General features: G+C 71.7%; 19 protein-coding genes. 9 read left to right on the forward strand and 10 right to left on the reverse strand.

The window, feature by feature from the left end:
* Positions 1 to 81: 81 nt before the first annotated feature.
* From ACWEQG_RS36030 to ACWEQG_RS36040, 3 genes are read right to left on the reverse strand one after another with little or no spacing between them, the layout of a single operon-like run.
* The gene (locus tag ACWEQG_RS36030) at positions 82 to 384 is read right to left on the reverse strand and encodes a DUF2283 domain-containing protein (protein WP_452291768.1); all 303 of its coding nucleotides are present in this window, start codon (positions 382 to 384) and stop codon (positions 82 to 84) included.
* Between the two features lie 35 nt (positions 385 to 419).
* The gene (locus tag ACWEQG_RS36035) at positions 420 to 1,403 is read right to left on the reverse strand and encodes a hypothetical protein (protein ID WP_452291770.1); all 984 of its coding nucleotides are present in this window, start codon (positions 1,401 to 1,403) and stop codon (positions 420 to 422) included.
* A 19-nt stretch (positions 1,404 to 1,422) separates the two neighbouring features.
* Positions 1,423 to 1,749, reverse strand: a complete 327-nt coding sequence (locus tag ACWEQG_RS36040) for a hypothetical protein (protein ID WP_363469756.1) — start codon at positions 1,747 to 1,749, stop codon at positions 1,423 to 1,425.
* A gap of 81 nt (positions 1,750 to 1,830) precedes the next feature.
* On the opposite strand from ACWEQG_RS36040, the gene ACWEQG_RS36045 reads away from it, so the two are divergent.
* Complete coding sequence (locus ACWEQG_RS36045; RefSeq protein ID WP_452291772.1) at positions 1,831 to 2,220, forward strand: YbaB/EbfC family nucleoid-associated protein; 390 nt, start codon at positions 1,831 to 1,833, stop codon at positions 2,218 to 2,220.
* A 26-nt stretch (positions 2,221 to 2,246) separates the two neighbouring features.
* Positions 2,247 to 2,627, forward strand: coding sequence for a YbaB/EbfC family nucleoid-associated protein (locus tag ACWEQG_RS36050; RefSeq protein ID WP_452291774.1), 381 nt, complete (start codon positions 2,247 to 2,249; stop codon positions 2,625 to 2,627).
* A 34-nt stretch (positions 2,628 to 2,661) separates the two neighbouring features.
* On the opposite strand, the gene ACWEQG_RS36055 is transcribed toward ACWEQG_RS36050, so the two are convergent.
* Entirely contained in the window at positions 2,662 to 3,420 is a 759-nt protein-coding gene (locus ACWEQG_RS36055) for an SDR family oxidoreductase (protein ID WP_452291776.1), read from the reverse strand.
* Between the two features lie 68 nt (positions 3,421 to 3,488).
* Between ACWEQG_RS36055 and ACWEQG_RS36060 the strand changes: the two genes are divergently transcribed.
* The 6 genes from ACWEQG_RS36060 (at position 3,489) to ACWEQG_RS36085 (ending at position 10,636) form a co-directional block, all read left to right on the forward strand.
* On the forward strand, positions 3,489 to 4,064 hold the full coding sequence (locus ACWEQG_RS36060; RefSeq protein WP_452291778.1) for a TetR/AcrR family transcriptional regulator: 576 nt from the start codon (positions 3,489 to 3,491) through the stop codon (positions 4,062 to 4,064).
* Positions 4,065 to 4,074: 10 nt separating this feature from the next.
* Positions 4,075 to 4,716, forward strand: a complete 642-nt coding sequence (locus ACWEQG_RS36065) for a B3/B4 domain-containing protein (protein WP_452291780.1) — start codon at positions 4,075 to 4,077, stop codon at positions 4,714 to 4,716.
* Between the two features lie 197 nt (positions 4,717 to 4,913).
* Positions 4,914 to 8,615, forward strand: coding sequence for a multifunctional oxoglutarate decarboxylase/oxoglutarate dehydrogenase thiamine pyrophosphate-binding subunit/dihydrolipoyllysine-residue succinyltransferase subunit (locus ACWEQG_RS36070; RefSeq protein ID WP_452291781.1), 3,702 nt, complete (start codon positions 4,914 to 4,916; stop codon positions 8,613 to 8,615).
* Positions 8,616 to 8,699: 84 nt separating this feature from the next.
* Positions 8,700 to 8,876 carry a DUF6104 family protein gene (locus ACWEQG_RS36075; RefSeq protein ID WP_346229599.1) on the forward strand — a complete coding sequence of 59 codons (177 nt, stop codon included), beginning with the start codon at positions 8,700 to 8,702 and terminating at the stop codon, positions 8,874 to 8,876.
* Between the two features lie 201 nt (positions 8,877 to 9,077).
* On the forward strand, positions 9,078 to 9,899 hold the full coding sequence (locus ACWEQG_RS36080; protein WP_452291783.1) for a DUF4097 family beta strand repeat-containing protein: 822 nt from the start codon (positions 9,078 to 9,080) through the stop codon (positions 9,897 to 9,899).
* A complete protein-coding gene (locus ACWEQG_RS36085; protein ID WP_452291785.1) occupies positions 9,896 to 10,636 on the forward strand; it encodes a helix-turn-helix transcriptional regulator in 741 nt (246 codons plus the stop codon). The genes ACWEQG_RS36080 and ACWEQG_RS36085 overlap by 4 nt, the downstream gene beginning before the upstream one ends.
* A 51-nt stretch (positions 10,637 to 10,687) precedes the next feature.
* On the opposite strand, the gene ACWEQG_RS36090 is transcribed toward ACWEQG_RS36085, so the two are convergent.
* From ACWEQG_RS36090 to ACWEQG_RS36115, 6 genes are all read right to left on the reverse strand, one after another.
* Complete coding sequence (locus tag ACWEQG_RS36090) at positions 10,688 to 11,650, reverse strand: zinc-binding dehydrogenase (protein ID WP_452291787.1); 963 nt, start codon at positions 11,648 to 11,650, stop codon at positions 10,688 to 10,690.
* 119 nt (positions 11,651 to 11,769) lie between these two features.
* A complete protein-coding gene (locus ACWEQG_RS36095; RefSeq protein WP_452291789.1) occupies positions 11,770 to 12,684 on the reverse strand; it encodes a glycosyltransferase in 915 nt (304 codons plus the stop codon).
* Positions 12,685 to 12,698: 14 nt separating this feature from the next.
* A complete protein-coding gene (locus ACWEQG_RS36100; RefSeq protein WP_452291791.1) occupies positions 12,699 to 13,448 on the reverse strand; it encodes a hypothetical protein in 750 nt (249 codons plus the stop codon).
* 13 nt (positions 13,449 to 13,461) lie between these two features.
* Positions 13,462 to 14,229 carry a hypothetical protein gene (locus tag ACWEQG_RS36105; protein ID WP_452291793.1) on the reverse strand — a complete coding sequence of 256 codons (768 nt, stop codon included), beginning with the start codon at positions 14,227 to 14,229 and terminating at the stop codon, positions 13,462 to 13,464.
* A 31-nt stretch (positions 14,230 to 14,260) separates the two neighbouring features.
* Positions 14,261 to 14,905 (reverse strand): 2OG-Fe(II) oxygenase, encoded by a 645-nt coding sequence (locus tag ACWEQG_RS36110; RefSeq protein WP_452291795.1) that lies wholly within the window; start codon positions 14,903 to 14,905, stop codon positions 14,261 to 14,263.
* Between the two features lie 281 nt (positions 14,906 to 15,186).
* The gene (locus ACWEQG_RS36115; RefSeq protein WP_452291797.1) at positions 15,187 to 15,966 is read right to left on the reverse strand and encodes an AfsR/SARP family transcriptional regulator; all 780 of its coding nucleotides are present in this window, start codon (positions 15,964 to 15,966) and stop codon (positions 15,187 to 15,189) included.
* A gap of 432 nt (positions 15,967 to 16,398) precedes the next feature.
* Between ACWEQG_RS36115 and ACWEQG_RS36120 the strand changes: the two genes are divergently transcribed.
* A complete protein-coding gene (locus ACWEQG_RS36120) occupies positions 16,399 to 17,070 on the forward strand; it encodes a TetR/AcrR family transcriptional regulator (RefSeq protein ID WP_452291798.1) in 672 nt (223 codons plus the stop codon).
* Positions 17,071 to 17,076 lie beyond the last annotated feature (6 nt).

Genomic DNA, 17,076 nt, shown 5'->3' on the forward strand with positions numbered 1-17,076 from the left:
CCCAGCGCAAGGAGAGCCCAGCGCAGGCGGAGCCCAACGCAGGGGAAGCTCAGCGCAAGGAAAGCTCAGCGCAAGGAAAGCTCAGCGCAGATGCGGCTCGTAGGGCGGCAGGCCGACGCCGCCGCCCTGTCCGCCCTCGTCTCCCTCGTCCCCGTCGTCGTCCGCTTCGTCGCCGGCCAGGGCGAGGACCTCCGGCCGCAGGATGCGCGACGCGCCGAGAACCTCGATGCCCAGGAGCCGCCCCTCCCGGTCCAGGTCCAGCACGATCTCCCCGCGCAGTTCGTCGTCCTCGACCTCGATCTGGGTGACCGCCTCTCCCTCGCCGATCTCGTCGACCAGGTAGATGTAGGCGACGTTGTTCTCTCTGTCGTGATCGATGCGCACGTCAGACTCCCACCCTCGCCCGGCGCCCAGGTCGCCTAGTTCCTTCTCTTCTTCTTGCGGATGACCGTGATCACGTTACCGGTCCTGTCGTTCACGACGACCTTCAGCTTGTCCGTCTCGTAGACGGAGGTGCCGGGATCGTGCCCACGGCTCCTCCGGCCGTTCGCCTTGACGTCGTCGATCATGTCGTCGCTGAAGCCACGCTGGCTCTGGCGTTGCTCACTGTGGACGGTCCGGCCGTCCTCGCCGGCACGGGCGCCGCCCCCTCCTCCGCCCCCGCCTCCACCGCCGCCACGGCGCCCGCCCCCGCCGCGGCGCCCGTTGCCGCCGCTCCTGGCGTTCTTGTTGCTGCGCCCCATGAGCGCCAGGCCGTCGTGCGGGAACCGGCCGGCGGCCGCGCGGGGACCCACCGTCCCCCGGGCCGGGATGCGGTGACCGGCGCCGGCGAACGCGGGGACCGGCCCCCCGCCGCCCGGGCGGCGCAGGCCTTCGAGGATCCGGCGGAACTGCTCGGTGACCCGGCGGTCGAGCGCGGGGGCCAGCACCCGTCCGGCGCCCTCGGCGCCCTCCCGCTGGATCTGCCCGATGGCGGCGCGGGAGCGGAACATCTCCGCCGCGGCCAGGGCCGCGCCGAGCGGACCGCCCGCCAGGTACGCCCTGGCCACCCGCACGGTCGTGTAGACGGCGGTCGAGGCCACCGCGACCTTCACGCCGGTCGTCAGCCAGGCCGCGTTGTCGAGCACGGCCGGGGCCATCCGCGCGGCGGCCGCCGCCCGGCTCAGGTGCCCGCCCTCGCCGCCCGTCTCGCTCCAGTAGCCGGCCAGCGCCGTCGCCGACCTGCCGCGGTAGACCTCACCTGTCCCCGCGATCGTGGCGTTCGCCGCCGTACCAGACCTGTCGGTGCCCGCGAGCACGGTCCGCCAGGCGGCGGCGTCCTTGCGGATCTCGTCCTCGTCGACGTTCGGCCAGGGCACGCCGAGCAGGGTCAGCATCATCTCCACCTGCGGGGGAACCGTCACACCCACCGTCGGGCCCCCGTCACGCCCACTGCTCGCCGTACAGGTCGCGGGACCGCGACAGGCTCGCGCCCTCGGCCTCGCCGACGCGGGCGCTCACCCTGCCCAGCCCGTCGCCGGTGTCGCCCATCGCCGCGGACAGGCCGGTCAGCGCCTCCACCCCCAGAAGCGTGCACTCGGCGTACGGCCCGGCCAGCATGCCGAGCAGGCCGTCGTCCTGCCACGCCGCGCCCCCGAGCCCGCGTTCCCTGAGCCGGCGAAGCGCGGCGGCGTAGTCCTCACCGTGCACCTGCATCCGGGAGGCGTCCTGCCTCATCCGGTCGTGGATGATCTCCAGTCCCGACTCCATGCCGCAGACTCAACTCCCCCACTTCCCGTTTCGTACGGATCACAGTAAACACTGATCTACCTTTCGATAACCTTCTTTCTCATGACGACCCCCTCACCGGACGGCGACGCGGAGCTGCTGGAGCGCGTGCTGCTGGAGGGCCGGGCGATGATGCGGCGGCTGCAGGACGCGCGGGCCCTGGTCCGCGACGTGACGGGACGGGCGGAAAGCCCCGGCCGGACGATGAGGGCGGTGGCCGACGGCCGGGGCGAGATCGTGGAGCTGCACTTCGACCCGCGCGTCATGCGGCTCGACCGCGAGGCGCTCGGCCGGCAGGTGACGGCCGTGCTGCGCGCGGCCCAGCGGGACGCCGAGGCCAGGACCAGGCAGATCATGGACGCCGCCCTCGCCGAGACCGCGGACGTCCCCGCGCCCCTGGACGACAGGTTCGTCCGCGATCGCGTGGAGCGCATCGCCCGCGACCTGCTGTGACCCTTCACGACCCGACTGGAGGCGCCGTGTACGGCTCTCGCATGAACCCGGCCGACATCCGCGAGGAGGATCTCGTCCGGGCCGAGGAGCAGGCGGAGCGTGTCCAGGCCTGGGCCGAGCGGGCCCGGGCCGACCTCGAGGAGATCACCGGCACGGGCGAGGCGGCCTCCGGTCAGGTGACGGCCACCGTGTCGGCGGAGGGCCTGGTGCTGGACGTGGCGTTCGGGCCGCGCGCGATGCGCCTGGACAGCCGGACGCTGGCGGAGGAGGTGCGCGCCGCCGTCTCCCGGGCGCGGCTCGACGCGGCGCGCCGGACCCGGGAGCTGATCCGGGACGGCCTTCCCGGGTTCGACCCCGACGAGGCCGCCGCCCAGTTCGAGCGGCTGCTCGACGTCCCCTGGGACTGAGACCTCCCCTGAAACCGGGAGCCCGGGGAGGGCGTCACAGGTCGCTGCCGCCGGTGGCGTCCACGGTGGCGCCGGTGACCCAGCCCGCGTCGTCGGAGGCGAGGAACGCGACCACCCCGGCCACGTCCCGCGGCGTGCCCACCCGGCCCAGCGCCGCGCGGCCGGCCGACGCCGCCCAGGCCGCCTCGTCGCCGCGCAGCCATTCCGCGTTCATGTCGGTGTCGACGATCCCCGGCGCCACGTTGTTGACCGTGATCCCCCTTGGCCCGAGGTGCTTGGCCAGCGCCAGTGTGAAGGTCTCCAGCGCGCCCTTGGTCATCGCGTACGCGATCGCCTCGGGGAACGCGATCCGGGTCACCCCCGAGGTGACGGTCACGATCCGGCCGCCGTCGGGGATGCGCGGCAGCGCCCGGCGCGTGACGAAGAAGGCCGCCCGCGTGTTGACGGCGAACGCCCTGTCGTAATCCTCCGGCGTGACCTCCTCGATCGTGCCCCGCACGGTGATCCCCGTGTTGTTGACCAGGATGTCGATCGGCGCCTCCGGTCCCAGCTCCCGGTCCAGCCCGGCGAACAGCTCGTCCACGGCGCCCGGCACGCCCAGTTCGGCCCGCACCGCGAAGGCCCGGCCGCCCCGGGCCTCGATGGCCGCCACCGTGTCCTTCGCCGCCGCCTCGTCCCTGGCGTAGTTCACCGCCACCAGCGCCCCGTCGGCCGCCAGCCGTTCGGCGATCGCCCGGCCGATCCCCCTGCCCGCGCCCGTCACCAGCGCCGTCTTGCCGTGCAGTGCGGTCATGACCGCTCCTTTCTTTAGCGTTCGCTACAAAATAACACGACTTGTAGCGATCGCTATAAAATCGACGCATGGGAAGGTCCAGGGCGTTCGATCGGGACGTCGCACTGAACCGGGCGCTGGAGGAGTTCTGGCGGCACGGCTACGAGGCGACCTCGGTCGCCGGACTGACGGCCGCGATGGGCATCAACCCGCCCAGCCTCTACGCCGCCTTCGGCGACAAGCGCCGGCTGTTCGGCGAGGCCGTGCGGCGCTACCAGGAGACCCACGGCGCGTTCGCCGCCCGGGCCCTGGCCGGGGAGCCGGCCGCGCGGGCGGCCGTCGAGCGCCTGCTCCGCGAGGCGGCGGAGGTCTACACCGATCCCGCGCACCCGCCCGGGTGCATGGTCATCTCGGCGGGGGTGAACACGAGCGATCCCGGCGTGATCGAGGAGCTGCGGGCGCACCGCGAGGCCGGCAAGGCCGCCATCCGCCGCCGTGTCGAGCGGGACGTCGAGGCCGGCCTCCTCGCGCCCGAGACCGACGCCCCCGGGCTGGCGACCTTCTACGCCGCCGTCATCCAGGGCATGTCCACCCAGGCCAGGGATGGCGCGAGCCGGGAGGACCTGCAGGTGGTGGCGACACTCGCCATGCGGGCGTGGCCGTAGGCTGTCGGGCGTGATCGACGACATCTGGGTGGACGACGCCGTCACGGCGCTGCGTCCGGACTTCGCCGTCCTGGTGATCTGCGCGTACGGCCTGCGCAACGGGCCGTCCGACGACCGCTCGCGGGCCTGGCTCGCCGGTGCCGCCGCGGACGCCGTGCCGCTGGACGATCCCAGGATCGAGTCCTGGCGGACGGCCTACCGCGCCTTCGGCGCCAAGCCCCAGCGCACCCGGCCGTCGGTCGACGCGCTGGTCCGCCGGATGCCGCTCCCCGAGATCAACCTGGTGGTGGACGCCTACAACACCGTGTCCGTACGGCACGGCCTGCCGATCGGCGGCGAGGACCTGCGCCGCTACCAGGGCGCCGCGCGGCTGGTGCGGGCCGCGGGCGACGAGCCGTCGGAGGAGGCGCTGGGCGACCCGGAGATCGGCGAGGTGGTGTGGCGCGACGACGCCGGGGTCACCTGCCGGCGGTGGAACTGGCGGCAGTGCGTCAGGACGAGGATCACCGAGGACACCGTGGACGCGCTCTTCCTCCTGGAGCGTCTCGAACCGCTCTCCCCGGACGCGCTGCGTGCGGCGGGCGACGACCTCACGGGTATGCTGTCCGATATAAGTCCCAATATCCGGATCGAGTCGCGGCTCATCGGCTGACCCAGTCGATGTGACCAGAGGGTAAGGACTACCTCACCACCCAGACGGGCTATCCGCGCGTGACCTGTTTTATCGATCCTGGGAGGATGGGCCGGGGCCTGCGACCCGCCGGGGCGCACCTCGGTGTGCGAGGCGAGTAGCCTTGGACAGGTTCACCAAACATCAACGCCGATCTGCGGAAGAGGGCGATTTCCGCCGTGTCGTCTGAGTCGTCGCGGACAAACCCGCTGGCAAGCTTCGGGCAAAATGAGTGGCTTGTCGACGAGTTGTACCAGAAGTATCTCGAAGATCCCGAGTCTGTTGACCAGGCCTGGTGGCACTTCTTCGCTGACTACAACGGGACGGCCAAGCCCGCTCCGTCCAAGTCCGCAGGCGCCGCGAACGGTGCGACCGCGACTGCCGCACCGGAGGCTCCCGCGCCGGTGACCCCGGCGCCGCAGACGGCCCCGCCGAAGCCCGCCCCGAAGCCCGCGCCGCAGGCCAAGCCCGAGGCGAAGGCGCCCGCGCCCGCCAAGCAGCAGGCCCCGGTGCCGGCCGGCGCGGTCGAGGAGAAGCTGCGCGGCGCCGCCGCGCGCACGGCCGCCAACATGGAGGCCTCGCTGGTCGTCCCCACGGCCACCAGCGTCCGCGCGGTCCCCGCGAAGCTGCTGATCGACAACCGCATCGTCATCAACAACCACCTGTCCCGCGGCCGCGGCGGCAAGATCTCCTTCACCCACCTCATCGGCTACGCGATCGTCCAGGCGCTCAAGTCCATGCCTGAGATGAACCACTCGTACGCCGAGGTGGACGGCAAGCCCGTCCTCGTCAAGCCGGAGCACGTCGGGCTCGGCCTCGCCATCGACGTGCAGAAGAGCGACGGCACCCGCCAGCTGCTGGTGCCCTCGATCAAGCAGGCCGAGACGATGGACTTCCGCCAGTTCTGGACGGCGTACGAGGAGATCGTGCGCAAGGCCCGCGGGGGCAAGCTGGGCGTGGAGGACTTCCAGGGCACCACGATCTCCCTTACGAACCCCGGCACGATCGGCACGGTCCACTCGGTGCCGCGGCTGATGCCCGGCCAGGGCACGATCATCGGCGTCGGCGCGATGGAGTACCCGGCGGAGTACCAGGGCGCCTCCGGGGAGACGCTGTCCCGCCTGGCCATCAGCAAGGTGATGACGCTCACCTCCACCTACGACCACCGGATCATCCAGGGCGCCCAGTCGGGCGACTTCCTGCGCCGCATCCACCAGCTCCTGCTCGGTGCCGAGGGCTTCTACGACGAGATCTTCGAGTCGCTGCGCATCCCGTACGAGCCGGTCCGCTGGGTGCAGGACATCTCGGCCACCCACGACGACGACGTGGCCAAGTCGGCCCGCGTGCTGGAGCTCATCCACGCCTACCGGGTCCGCGGCCACCTCATGGCCGACACCGACCCGCTGGAGTACCGCCAGCGCAAGCACCCCGACCTCGACATCCAGTCGCACGGCCTGACGCTGTGGGACCTGGAGCGCGAGTTCCCGACGGGCGGCTTCGGCGGCAAGCCGCTGATGAAGCTGCGCGACATCCTCGGCGTGCTGCGCGACTCGTACGTCCGCACGGTCGGCATCGAGTACATGCACATCCAGAACCCCGAGGAGCGGGCCTGGATCCAGGCGCGGGTGGAGCGGCCGCACGCCAAGCCCGACCGTGAGGAGCAGCTGCACATCCTGCGCAGGCTCAACACCGCCGAGGCGTTCGAGACGTTCCTGCAGACCAAGTACGTCGGCCAGAAGCGGTTCTCGCTCGAGGGCGGCGAGTCGCTGATCCCGCTGCTCGACTCGGTGATCAGCTCGGCGGCCGAGGAGAACCTCGACGAGGTCGTCATCGGCATGGCCCACCGCGGCCGGCTCAACGTGCTCGCCAACATCGTGGGCAAGTCGTACGCCCAGGTCTTCGGCGAGTTCGAGGGCAACATCGACCCCCGCAGCGCGCACGGCTCCGGCGACGTGAAGTACCACCTCGGCGCGAGCGGCGACTTCGTGGCCCCGTGCGGCAACAAGATCAGCACGTCCGTGGTCGCGAACCCCTCGCACCTGGAGGCCGTCGACCCCGTCCTGGAGGGCGTGGTCCGCGCCAAGCAGGACCTGCTGGAGCGCGGCGAGGAGGGCTTCACCGTCCTGCCCGTGCTCGTCCACGGCGACGCGGCGTTCGCCGGTCAGGGCGTGGTCGCCGAGACCCTGCACCTGTCCCAGCTGCGCGGCTACCGCACCGGCGGCACCGTGCACATCGTGGTGAACAACCAGGTCGGCTTCACCACCTCCCCCGCGTCCTCGCGCTCCAGCGTGTACGCCACCGACGTCGCGCGCATGATCCAGGCGCCGATCTTCCATGTGAACGGCGACGACCCCGAGGCGGTCGTCCGCGTCGGCCGGCTGGCCTACGAGTACCGCCAGACGTTCCGCAAGGACGTCGTCATCGACATGATCTGCTACCGGCGGCGCGGCCACAACGAGGGCGACAACCCGGCCTTCACCCAGCCCCTCATGTACGACCTCATCGACGCCAAGCGCTCGACCCGCAAGCTGTACACCGAGGCCCTCATCGGCCGCGGGGACATCACGGTGGAGGAGGCCGAGCAGGCCCTGCGCGACTACCAGGAGCAGCTGGAGCGGGCCTTCACCGAGACTCGCGAGGCCGCCAAGAGGCCGCTGGAGCCCGGCGCGGTCGTGGTTCCTCAGCCGGACGAGCAGATTCCCTGGTCGCACGAGGACACCAAGACGGCGATCTCGGAGGAGGTCGTCAAGCGGGTCATCGACACCCAGCTCAACCTGCCCGAGGGCTTCACCGTCCACCCGCGCCTCGCCCCGGTGATCCAGCGCCGCGGCACCATGATCTCCGAGGACGCGATCGACTGGGCGACCGGTGAGCTGCTCGCGTTCGGCTCGCTGCTCATCGACGACCACCCGGTCCGCCTGGTGGGCCAGGACTCCCGCCGCGGCACCTTCGGCCAGCGCCACGCCGTGCTGGTCGACCGCGTGACCGGCGAGGAGCACACCCCGCTCAAGACGTTCAACCACGGCACCACGAAGTTCTACGTGTACGACTCGCTGCTCAGCGAGTTCGCCGCGATGGGCTTCGAGTACGGCTACAGCGTGGTCCGCCCGGACGCCCTGGTCGCCTGGGAGGCGCAGTTCGGCGACTTCGCCAACGGCGCCCAGTCGATCATCGACGAGTTCATCTCGTCGGGCGAGCAGAAGTGGGGCCAGCGCTCCTCGGTCGTGCTGCTGCTGCCGCACGGCTACGAGGGCCAGGGCCCGGACCACTCCTCCGGCCGCATCGAGCGCTACCTGCAGCTGTGCGCGCAGGACAACATGACGGTGGCGCAGCCGAGCACCCCGGCGAACTACTTCCACCTGCTGCGCTGGCAGGTGCTCTCGCAGCGGCGCAAGCCCCTGATCGTGTTCACGCCCAAGTCGCTGCTGCGGCTCAAGGCGGCGGCCTCGGCGACGTCGGAGTTCACCACCGGCGCCTTCCGCCCGGTCATCGGCGACTCGACGGTGGACCCGTCGGCGGTCCGGCGGATCGTGGTCTGCTCGGGCAGGATCTACTACGACCTGCTCGCGCGGCGCGAGAAGGACGGCAGGAACGACGTGGCGCTGGTGCGCCTGGAGCGCATCTACCCGTTCCCGGAGAACCCGCTCAAGGCCGAGCTGGGCCGCTATCCCGCCGACGCGGACCTCGTCTGGGCGCAGGACGAGCCCGTCAACATGGGCCCGTGGCCGTACCTGAGCCTGAAGATGGTGGAGAAGCCCGAGCTGCTCGGGGGCCGCACCTTCCGCCGGGTCTCGCGTACGCCGAACTCCTCGCCGGCCGTCGGCTCCCACGCCAAGCACGACGAGGAGCTGCACGGCATCCTGGGCGAGATCTTCGGCTGACCGGAGGTCCCGTACGACCGAGGAGGTCCCCCACGTCCGTGGGGGACCTCTCTCCATGAATCAGGCCGTTTACTGGAGCGAAGTATGTATTTCACCGACAGGGGGATCGAGGAGCTCGTCGAGCGCCGCGGCCAGGAGGAGGTCAGCGTCGGCTGGCTCGCGGAGCGGCTGCGCGAGTTCGTCGACCTCAACCCCGAGTTCGAGGTGCCTGTGGAGCGGCTGGCCACCTGGCTCGCCCGCCTCGACGAGGACGACGACTGAGAACGGCGGCTGAAGGCGGCGATCGAGGACGACGGCCGAGGACGACGGCTGACGAGGCCGCTCCCGCTGCCCGGTCCGGGAGCCCGGCAAGACGCGATACATCTTGACTTTCCATAAACGAGATATATCTTGTTTGTGGATGGTACGTCCGCGCGGTGTCCGCCGCGCGGACGGAGGACTTCGCGTGGAAGGGCCGGAGCGATGCCCCAATACACGATCGACTCTCCCGGACGGCTCACGTTCGGAGAGGTCACCGCGCTCAACGTGCGCGTCGTGGCCGGCCGGCTGGCCGTGCTGGCCAGCGACGGCCCGCCGACGCTCGAAGTGACGGAGGTGGACGGCGCGCCGCTCGTGGTGACCCACGACGACGACGGCCGCCTGACGGTCGCCTACAAGGACCTGACGTGGGACGGCATCCTGGGGTGGTTGCGCCCGGGTCCGCGCAGGACCACGCTGACGCTCACCGTGCCGAGGACGTGTCCCGTCCAGGCCGGGATCGTCTCCGCATCCGCCGTCGTGGCGGGCATGGAGGGGATCACCGGCGTGAAGGCCGTGTCCGGGGACATCGTCCTCGACGGCGTCAGCGGCGAGGTGCAGGCCGAGACGGTCTCGGGCTCGGTGGAGAGCCGGGGGCTGGTCGGCGATCTGTCCTTCTCCAGCGTCTCCGGCGAGCTCACCGTCGCCGCGGCCCGGCCGCGGCGGCTGCGCGTGAACACGGTGTCCGGGCGCGTCACCGCGGACCTGGACCTGCAGCCCACCGGCCACGTCACGCTGCACAGCATGTCGGGCACGATCGTCGTACGGCTCCCGCAGAACGTGGACGCCGACGTGTCCGTCCACTCGACCTCAGGCAGGATCGACTCGGCCTTCCCCGAGCTGCGCGCCTCCGCGATGCCGGGAGCCCGCTCGCTCGACGGCAGGCTGGGCGGCGGCATGGCGTCCCTGTCGGCGACCACGGTGTCCGGTGCGGTCACCCTGCTGAGCGGCCAGCCCGCCGGCAGGCGAACGGAGGAGACGGCATGAGTCCTGTTTTCGGGCATGGCCGGTTGCGGTTGTACCTGCTGAAGTTGCTGGAGGAGAGCCCGCGGCACGGCTACGAGGTCATCCGGCTCCTGCAGGACCGTTTCCTCGGCGTCTACTCCCCCTCTCCCGGCACGATCTATCCCCGGCTGGCCCGGCTGGAGGACGAGGGCCTGGTCACCCACGAGGTCGTGGACGGCAAGAAGGTCTTCACCCTCACCGACAAGGGGCGGGCCGAACTGAACGACCGGATGGACGAGCTGGCCGACCTGGAGCAGGAGATCACCGCCTCCGTGCAGGACATCGCGCGGGAGGTCAAGGAGGACGTGCGGCAGACCGTGCGTTCCCTGCGCGAGGAGCTCACCCAGATGGCCAGGGACATCGGCCACGACAACCGCGACCAGCGGCGTGAGCAGAAGGAGGACTGGCGGCGGCAGCGCGACCACGCCAAGGAGGAGTGGCGCAGGCAGAAGGAGGAGTGGCGCCGCCACAAGCGCCAGTGGCAGGAGGAGAGCGAGCGCCGGCAGCACGAGTGGCGCCGCGTCTGGGAGGAGTCCTGGGGGTTCGGCGGCGGCCGGCAGGGCGGCCACGACGCCGCGCTCAGCCGGATGCTGGCCGACTTCGTCGCCGACGTCCACCGCACCTCGGATGCCGGCGTGCCGGACGAGCGCGCCCTGGCCGAGTGCCGGGCCGCCCTCGACGAGGCCGCCGAGCGCATCCGCCGGGCCCTGCGTCCCTGACCGGCGGTGGGAGGGCGGCGACGAGAGCGCCGCCCGCCCCGCGGGCGGCCGTCAGAGCGTGAAGACCACCTTGCCGAAGACCTCGCCGCGGTGCATGGCGGCGAACCCCTCCTCCGCCTCGGCCAGCGGCAGCACCCGGTCGATCGCCGGCCGGACGCCCGTCTGCTCCAGGAACACCGCGAGCCGCCCGAGCTGCTCGCGCGTGCCCATCGTGGACCCGATGATCGACTTCTGCAGGAAGTAGACCTGCGCGAGCTGCGTCGCGGCGACCATGCCGCTCGTCGCGCCGCAGGTGACGATCCGGCCACCGGGGCGCAGGGAGCTGAGCGAGTGCTTCCAGGTGGCCTCGCCGACCGTCTCCATGACGGCGTCCACCCGCTCGGGCAGCCGCGCTCCCGTCTCGAAGACCCGGTCGGCCCCGAGCGCGAGTGCCCGTTCGCGCTTGTCCTGCGAGCGGCTGGTCGCCCAGACGCGGAAGCCGCCGGCCCGGCCGAGCGCGATCAGCGCGGTCGCCACACCGCCGCCGGCGCCCTGGACCAGGATGGTCGAGCCCGGCTCCAGCCCGGCCTTGTCGAAGAGCATGCGGTAGGCCGTCAGCCAGGCCGTGGGCAGGCAGGCGGCCTCCTCGAAGGTGATCGCCGCGGGCTTGGGCACCAGGTTGCGGCGGGGCACCACGACCTTCTCGGCGAACGTGCCGTCGTACTTCTCCGACAGCAGCGAGCGCGCCGGGTCGAGGGTCTCGTCCCCGTCGACCGGGGTGCCGATCACGGAGTGGACGATGACCTCGTCGCCGTCCTCGTCCACCCCCGCCGCGTCGCAGCCGAGCACGATCGGCAGCCGGTCCTGGCTGATCCCCACACCTTTGAGGGTCCACAGGTCGTGGTGGTTGAGCGCGGCGGCCCGGACCGTGACGGTCGTCCATCCTTCCGGTGCGGCCGGCTCGGGGTGCTCCCCGAGCGTCAGGCCCTTGAGCGGGTCGTCCGGATCGGTCTGAGTGACGGTGGCGGCGAACATGCCAGAACATTACTCCGAACATCACTCCCGGCCACCGCGCCGGGCCCGGTGCGGCCCCGCGCGCCTCGCCGCCGGCGCCTGTGACGTCCGGGAGGCCGCCGAGGCCGCTTCGCGGCCGCTCACCACGCGGTCCATCCGTCGATCGCCGGAGCGTCGTCCGAAGAGGCCTGCGCCGGGAAGGCCGCCGGGGCCCACGTGTCGAGGTAGGAGACGACCTGCCGGACCTCCGCCACGGCGAGCCGCGATGCCGCCTCCGCCCACCGCTCGGTGAGGACGTCCGCGACGGCCCGGTTGAACGACGAGAAACGGGCGCAGGCGAGCACGGTCGCGCGCAGGCGCTCGCCCGTCAGGTGCAGCAGGGCCGTACGCAGGACGTTGCGCAGCCACGACGCCTGGTCGGGGCGGTACGGCGGCGTCGCGCGGAACCGGTGCGCGACCTGCGAGGCCGGGACCCCGAGCAGGGGACGGCCCGCGCGCCACCACCGCAGGCTGATCTCGACGTCCTCCACACCGAAGCCGGTGAAGGGGGCGAACCCACCGGCGTCGGCGAACGCCCTCCGGCTGACCGCCAGGCAGCCTCCGGGGACCACGCCGACGGGCACGAGGGCGCCCGCCGTGTCCGGGACCCGCTGCCACCGGTAGGTGAACAGCGCGTCCACGATCCGGGCGCCGCACCCGACGTAATCCGGCTCCTCCGCGTCCCGTACGGCGGGCCCGGCGACGGCCTCGGGTTCCTCGTCGAGGAGGTCGAGAAGCGGGTCCAGCCAGCCGTCCGCCACATCGCAGTGGGCGTCGAGGAACACCAGCGCCGGCTGCGAGGCGACTCGCGACCCGCGGTTCCTCGCGGCCGCGATGCCGCGGTGCGCCTGGCGCACCAGCGTGACGTGGTCCGGCCAGTCCCGCTCGGCGCTCCCGTCGGTGCTCCCGTCGTCGACCACGACGATCTCGCGCGGCCGCGGGTTCGCGTGCGAGACGGAGCGCACCGTCGCGGCGAGCGCCTCTCCCTCCTGGTAGGTGGAGATGACGACCGACACCGGCGCCGTCCTCGTCACGGGACGCCCGCGAGCGCCTGCTCGGCCAGCGCCGGGGGAAGGCGGTGGGCGGCCGAGGCCGGGGTCTCGGCCCGGCTCCAGAAGGTCAGGCATTCGGGGAGGGGATCCACGTCGCGCACGTCCACCCAGGCGTACCGCTCGGGTTCGAACAGCAGGGCGTGGCCGCGGAGCAACGCGGCCTCGCTGAACCTCCCGGCCCCCGCGCGGCGGGCGTACTCGGCGATGGGGACGCCGTGCGCGTCGAGGCTGTGCTCCCGCACCGCGCCGTAGACGTGACGTGGTACGGCGAGCGGCAACGGCGTCGCCAGGTCGCAGTGCACGGGCCGCCCGAAGAACGCGGCGGGCGATCGCCGCCATCCGTCGCGGGGCGGCCTGCGGTCACCGCTCGAGAACGCCATCCACGGCCTTCCCTCCTTCCAGAGCCGCTCTCGCAGGTCGCACGGCCGGACGAACACCTGATCGGAGTCGAGATGCACGATCAGGGCGGCGTCGGTCAGCAGGTCGGCGTGCAACTTGGTGAGCTGCTGGCCCAGGTAGTCGTCGTCGCCGCCGGGACAGAGACGAAGGCGCACGCCGGGAGCGTCGCGCAGCGGCGCGGTGTCCATCCGGGACGCGCTCGTCTCGGGTATCACCACGACCACGTTCCGATGGCCCGTCACGAACAGTTCGACCGACCGCAGCGCGAGGGCGAGCCAGTGCCTGTCGCGGTGATAGGACCGGATGACGATGTCGATGGAGGCCGCCACGACGGGACGACGCCTACTTCGGAACGACGATCACGGGGTCGACCGGGTCGGCGCCCGGCCCGGCCGTCCCGGTGATGCCGCCGGGGGGAAGTGCCGCCCAGTCGATGAATCCGGGGAACACCTCGGCCCACTGCGGCTTGTCCGCCCAGTAGTTCTTGACCCCTTCGGACAGCGAGAACTGGAACGCGGCGAGCTTGGTGATCAGCGCAGGTTCCAGGTTGAGCGCGAGGACGTCGCCCAACCGGGCGTCGGCCAGCCCCAGGCGCCCGAGGATCTCGGCGGGTCTTCCGGCGTACGCGGTGAACTCGGCCTGGCCGGTGACCACCCGCGCCTCACGCGGCTCGAACCCGACGCTCGCGAGCTCCCCGGCGACGAGCTTGGAGCGCTGGTTGACGAACACCGCGAGCCACTCGATCTCCTGCGCCCCGAGGTCCTCCAGGAGGACCTTGAGCAGTGCGGCGGAGAGCCCGATGTTCGTGCGGTGCTGCGGTGTGAGAGCGACCGGGGTCAGCAGCGCCTGGCCGTCGTCGCTGACCACCCCGAGCGCCAGCCCGCGCAGCGCCCTCGCGCCGACCCCGGCCGGCGGCCAGGGGCGCTCCTCGTACGCCACGGCCGTCCGGGTGCGGCACGAGGCGGCCAGCGGGACGAACACCTCCTCGAGGAGACGTCCCAGCCCGCACGCGCTCAGGAACCCGGCCAGCTCCGGACGGTAGGCACCGAGGAGATCGTCCGTCACCCGGACTTCGAGACACTCGTTGACGTCGTCGTGCAGGTTCCGCATCGCATGACCCTCCTGTCGGTCCGTGTGGACTTCACCCGTCGTGCCCGGCGGGCTCCGTCCCGGCGGGGGCGAAGGTCCAGGCGATGGCCGAGTATCTGGTGCCGGCTCTGACCGGACGCACCTCGTGCAACAGGCCGGCCTCGAAGATCACCAACGACCCGGCCGCCGGCTGGACGGGGCGGGCCTCCATGACGCCGTCGCTCCCCGGCACGTGCAGGATCAACGCGCCGCCGTCGAAGACCGGCAGCCCGCCGTCGGGGTCCGCGTCGTTGAGCGCGCACACCACGGTCAGGCGCCGAGCCCGTACGACGTCCGGGTCACGCGCGTCTCCGGAACGGTCGCGGTGGGCGCGGAAGTACTCGCCCTGCGCGTAGCTGCAGAACTTGGGGCCGTCGAGCCTGATCTCCTCCCCCACACCGGCGTGCGCCTCGCGGGCGGCCCCGACCATGGCCGCCACGACGAGGCGGGCAGCCTCGTCGTCGAGTGTGTGCTCCCGGCAGCGGCGCAGGCGAAGGTCGACCACGTCGGCGCTCCTCCTGAGCACGCTTCCCGGATGACCGGCCGCGTCCGCCATACGGTCGACGATCGCCCGGCACTCCGCTCGGGACAGCGCTCCCTTCAGGACCCGCACGAACGACTCGCCCGTGCCGGCAGGCGTTTCACCGGCATGCCGCATGCACGCCTCCTCCCGGCTCCGTCACGTCCGCGTGTACGGACCCCGGTTGTCCGCCCTCGCCGTGACCGGCGCCGGCAGCGGCTGTTCGGACGGAACGAGCAAGTGGAATCGGACTGTCACCGACGATAACCCCCGGCCGCCGTCGCGGGCCAGGACATCGCACCGCATCGCACCATGGCGGTGACACGGCGGCGATACAACGGTGGCGCGAGGGTGACGTCAGCTCTCGCCGAAATCCCGGCGGCCTGTACGCGGGAAAAGCCGCCGCTTCCCGCCAGGGGTCATCGGCCCGCGCCGAGTGCGGCCCACCGGTCCGCGGGCCGGTCCGGCCGGGCCGGGCCCGTGGGGCGGGGCGCCTTCCTCGTGGCGCGTCCGGCGTGGGACGCCGGATCCCCGTGGCCGGCCGCGCCTCGCCGGCCCTCGGCGGGAAGCGCCAGGCCCGGGCCGAGGGTCGCCAGGTCCTCGGTGGCGAGACGGAGCTCGCTGCCCGGCCCGACGCCCAGTTCGTCGCTCAGCACCTTCTCGGCGTTCTTGTAGGCCTCGATCGCCTCGGCGTACCGGCCCATGCGGCACAGTGCGCGAATGTGCCGGGCGTGCATCATCTCGTTCAGCGGATTCTCGGCGATGAATTTCCTGGCGTTCAGCACGACCTGCTGGTTGCTGCCGAGCGAGAGCCACGCGTCGATCAGCGTCTCCCGCGCGACCGCCCGCCAGTTGTCGAGTTCGTTGGCCGCGGCGGCGCCCAGCCGGCCGTCGAGCGCGTCGAGCATGGCGTCGCCGCGCCACAGGCACAGCGCGTCCTTGAGGATGCTCGCGACCACCGAGGGAGTTCCCGGCGCCAGTTCCAGCGCACGCTCGGTGAGGCTGACGAACCGGTGCGCGTCCACCTTGCCCCGGTCCAGGTTGAGCCGGTAGTCGGAGCCGACCGTCTCGATCAGGTCGCATCCCCGGCCGTAGTGCCGCAGCCAGCGGCGGAGCCGGGCGAGATGCGCGTGCAGGGCGTTGACGGCGTCGTCGGTGGTGTTCATCAGGTCGAGTTCGTCGATGAGCTCGTCGCGCATCACCGTATGCCCGGCCCGGAAGGCGAGAATGGCGAAAAGGCTCCTCAGCTTCGCTCCGGTCGGTGCCGCCTCACAATTGGAGAACCTGACTCGCAGTGGACCGAGAATATCGATGCCAACGATCGCCACAGTTCACTTCCCCCTAGTGGAAAAACAGGGCCGCGCCACATAGTTGCCGCATCACCGGCGGAGGAATGGTCCCCTCGGCGGCAGGTCAAGGCCTTTGGCGACGAGTAACAGGTGGATCTCACCGAATTGTCATCGGCAGGAGTCTAACCAGAGGGAATCCGCAGGGGGGACCCGCACGTTCGAGCAGCTACCCGGTCGATCGAGTAGGTTGCGCGGAGACCGGTAGGGCGAGACGGCGGGTTCGGATCCTCGCGTTCGCCTGCGGCCGATCGGGGTGAGGACTTATGGTGTACGGTCGATCGTATGGGGAGTGCTGTGGATCCCGTCGCGCCACACGATGACACGATCGCACCCGGTCAGGCTCTCCTGGGGGGAAAGACCGGGGTCACGGACAAGCGCCTGCTGCGCGGCGCCAGGACACGCGAGCGCGTCCTGCGGCACGCGGTCGACCTGGCCTCGCTGGAGGGGCTCGAGAACGTCTCCTTCGGACGGCTCGCCACCGAGACCGGGCTCAGCAAGGCCGGTATCCAGACCCTCTTCAAGAGCAAGGAGACGCTCCAGCTCGCCACCATCGAGTACGCGCGCCGCCTGTTCATCGACGCGGTCATCCGGCCGACCCGGTCGGTGCCGCCGGGCGTCGCCCGGCTGCGCGCGCTGCTCGACCGCTGGACCGAGTACGCCACGGCTCCGCTGTTCGCCGGCGGCTGTTTCCGGGCCGCGAACCTGGCGGACTTCGACAGCAGGCCGGGCCCGATCCGCGACGCGCTGTTCCGCGACCAGCAGGAGTGGGTCGCGACCATCGCGCGCGAGCTGGGGCACGCCGTCGCCGAGGGCGAGGTCTCCGGTCTGGACACCCAGCTCGCCGCCTTCCAGATCGACGCCCTGCTGTGCGCCGCCAACACCGCCCTGCGCATGGGAGACGCCGACGTGGTGGACAAGGTCTACCGTGCCGTGAACGGGATGCTGGGCCTCTGACCGGCC

The sequence above is a fragment of the Microbispora sp. NPDC004025 genome (assembly GCF_053604425.1).

Excerpts from the sequence above, each read along its gene's own strand:
- ACWEQG_RS36040 (WP_363469756.1), bottom strand. The coding sequence starts at position 1,749 with ATGGAGTCGGGACTGGAGATCATCCACGACCGGATGAGGCAGGACGCC.
- ACWEQG_RS36045 (WP_452291772.1), top strand. The coding sequence starts at position 1,831 with ATGACGACCCCCTCACCGGACGGCGACGCGGAGCTGCTGGAGCGCGTG.
- ACWEQG_RS36055 (WP_452291776.1), bottom strand. The coding sequence starts at position 3,420 with ATGACCGCACTGCACGGCAAGACGGCGCTGGTGACGGGCGCGGGCAGG.
- ACWEQG_RS36060 (WP_452291778.1), top strand. The coding sequence starts at position 3,489 with ATGGGAAGGTCCAGGGCGTTCGATCGGGACGTCGCACTGAACCGGGCG.
- ACWEQG_RS36075 (WP_346229599.1), top strand. The coding sequence starts at position 8,700 with ATGTATTTCACCGACAGGGGGATCGAGGAGCTCGTCGAGCGCCGCGGC.
- ACWEQG_RS36080 (WP_452291783.1), top strand. The coding sequence starts at position 9,078 with ATGCCCCAATACACGATCGACTCTCCCGGACGGCTCACGTTCGGAGAG.
- ACWEQG_RS36085 (WP_452291785.1), top strand. The coding sequence starts at position 9,896 with ATGAGTCCTGTTTTCGGGCATGGCCGGTTGCGGTTGTACCTGCTGAAG.
- ACWEQG_RS36090 (WP_452291787.1), bottom strand. The coding sequence starts at position 11,650 with ATGTTCGCCGCCACCGTCACTCAGACCGATCCGGACGACCCGCTCAAG.
- ACWEQG_RS36105 (WP_452291793.1), bottom strand. The coding sequence starts at position 14,229 with ATGCGGAACCTGCACGACGACGTCAACGAGTGTCTCGAAGTCCGGGTG.
- ACWEQG_RS36110 (WP_452291795.1), bottom strand. The coding sequence starts at position 14,905 with ATGCGGCATGCCGGTGAAACGCCTGCCGGCACGGGCGAGTCGTTCGTG.
- ACWEQG_RS36115 (WP_452291797.1), bottom strand. The coding sequence starts at position 15,966 with ATGCGCGACGAGCTCATCGACGAACTCGACCTGATGAACACCACCGAC.
- ACWEQG_RS36120 (WP_452291798.1), top strand. The coding sequence starts at position 16,399 with ATGGGGAGTGCTGTGGATCCCGTCGCGCCACACGATGACACGATCGCA.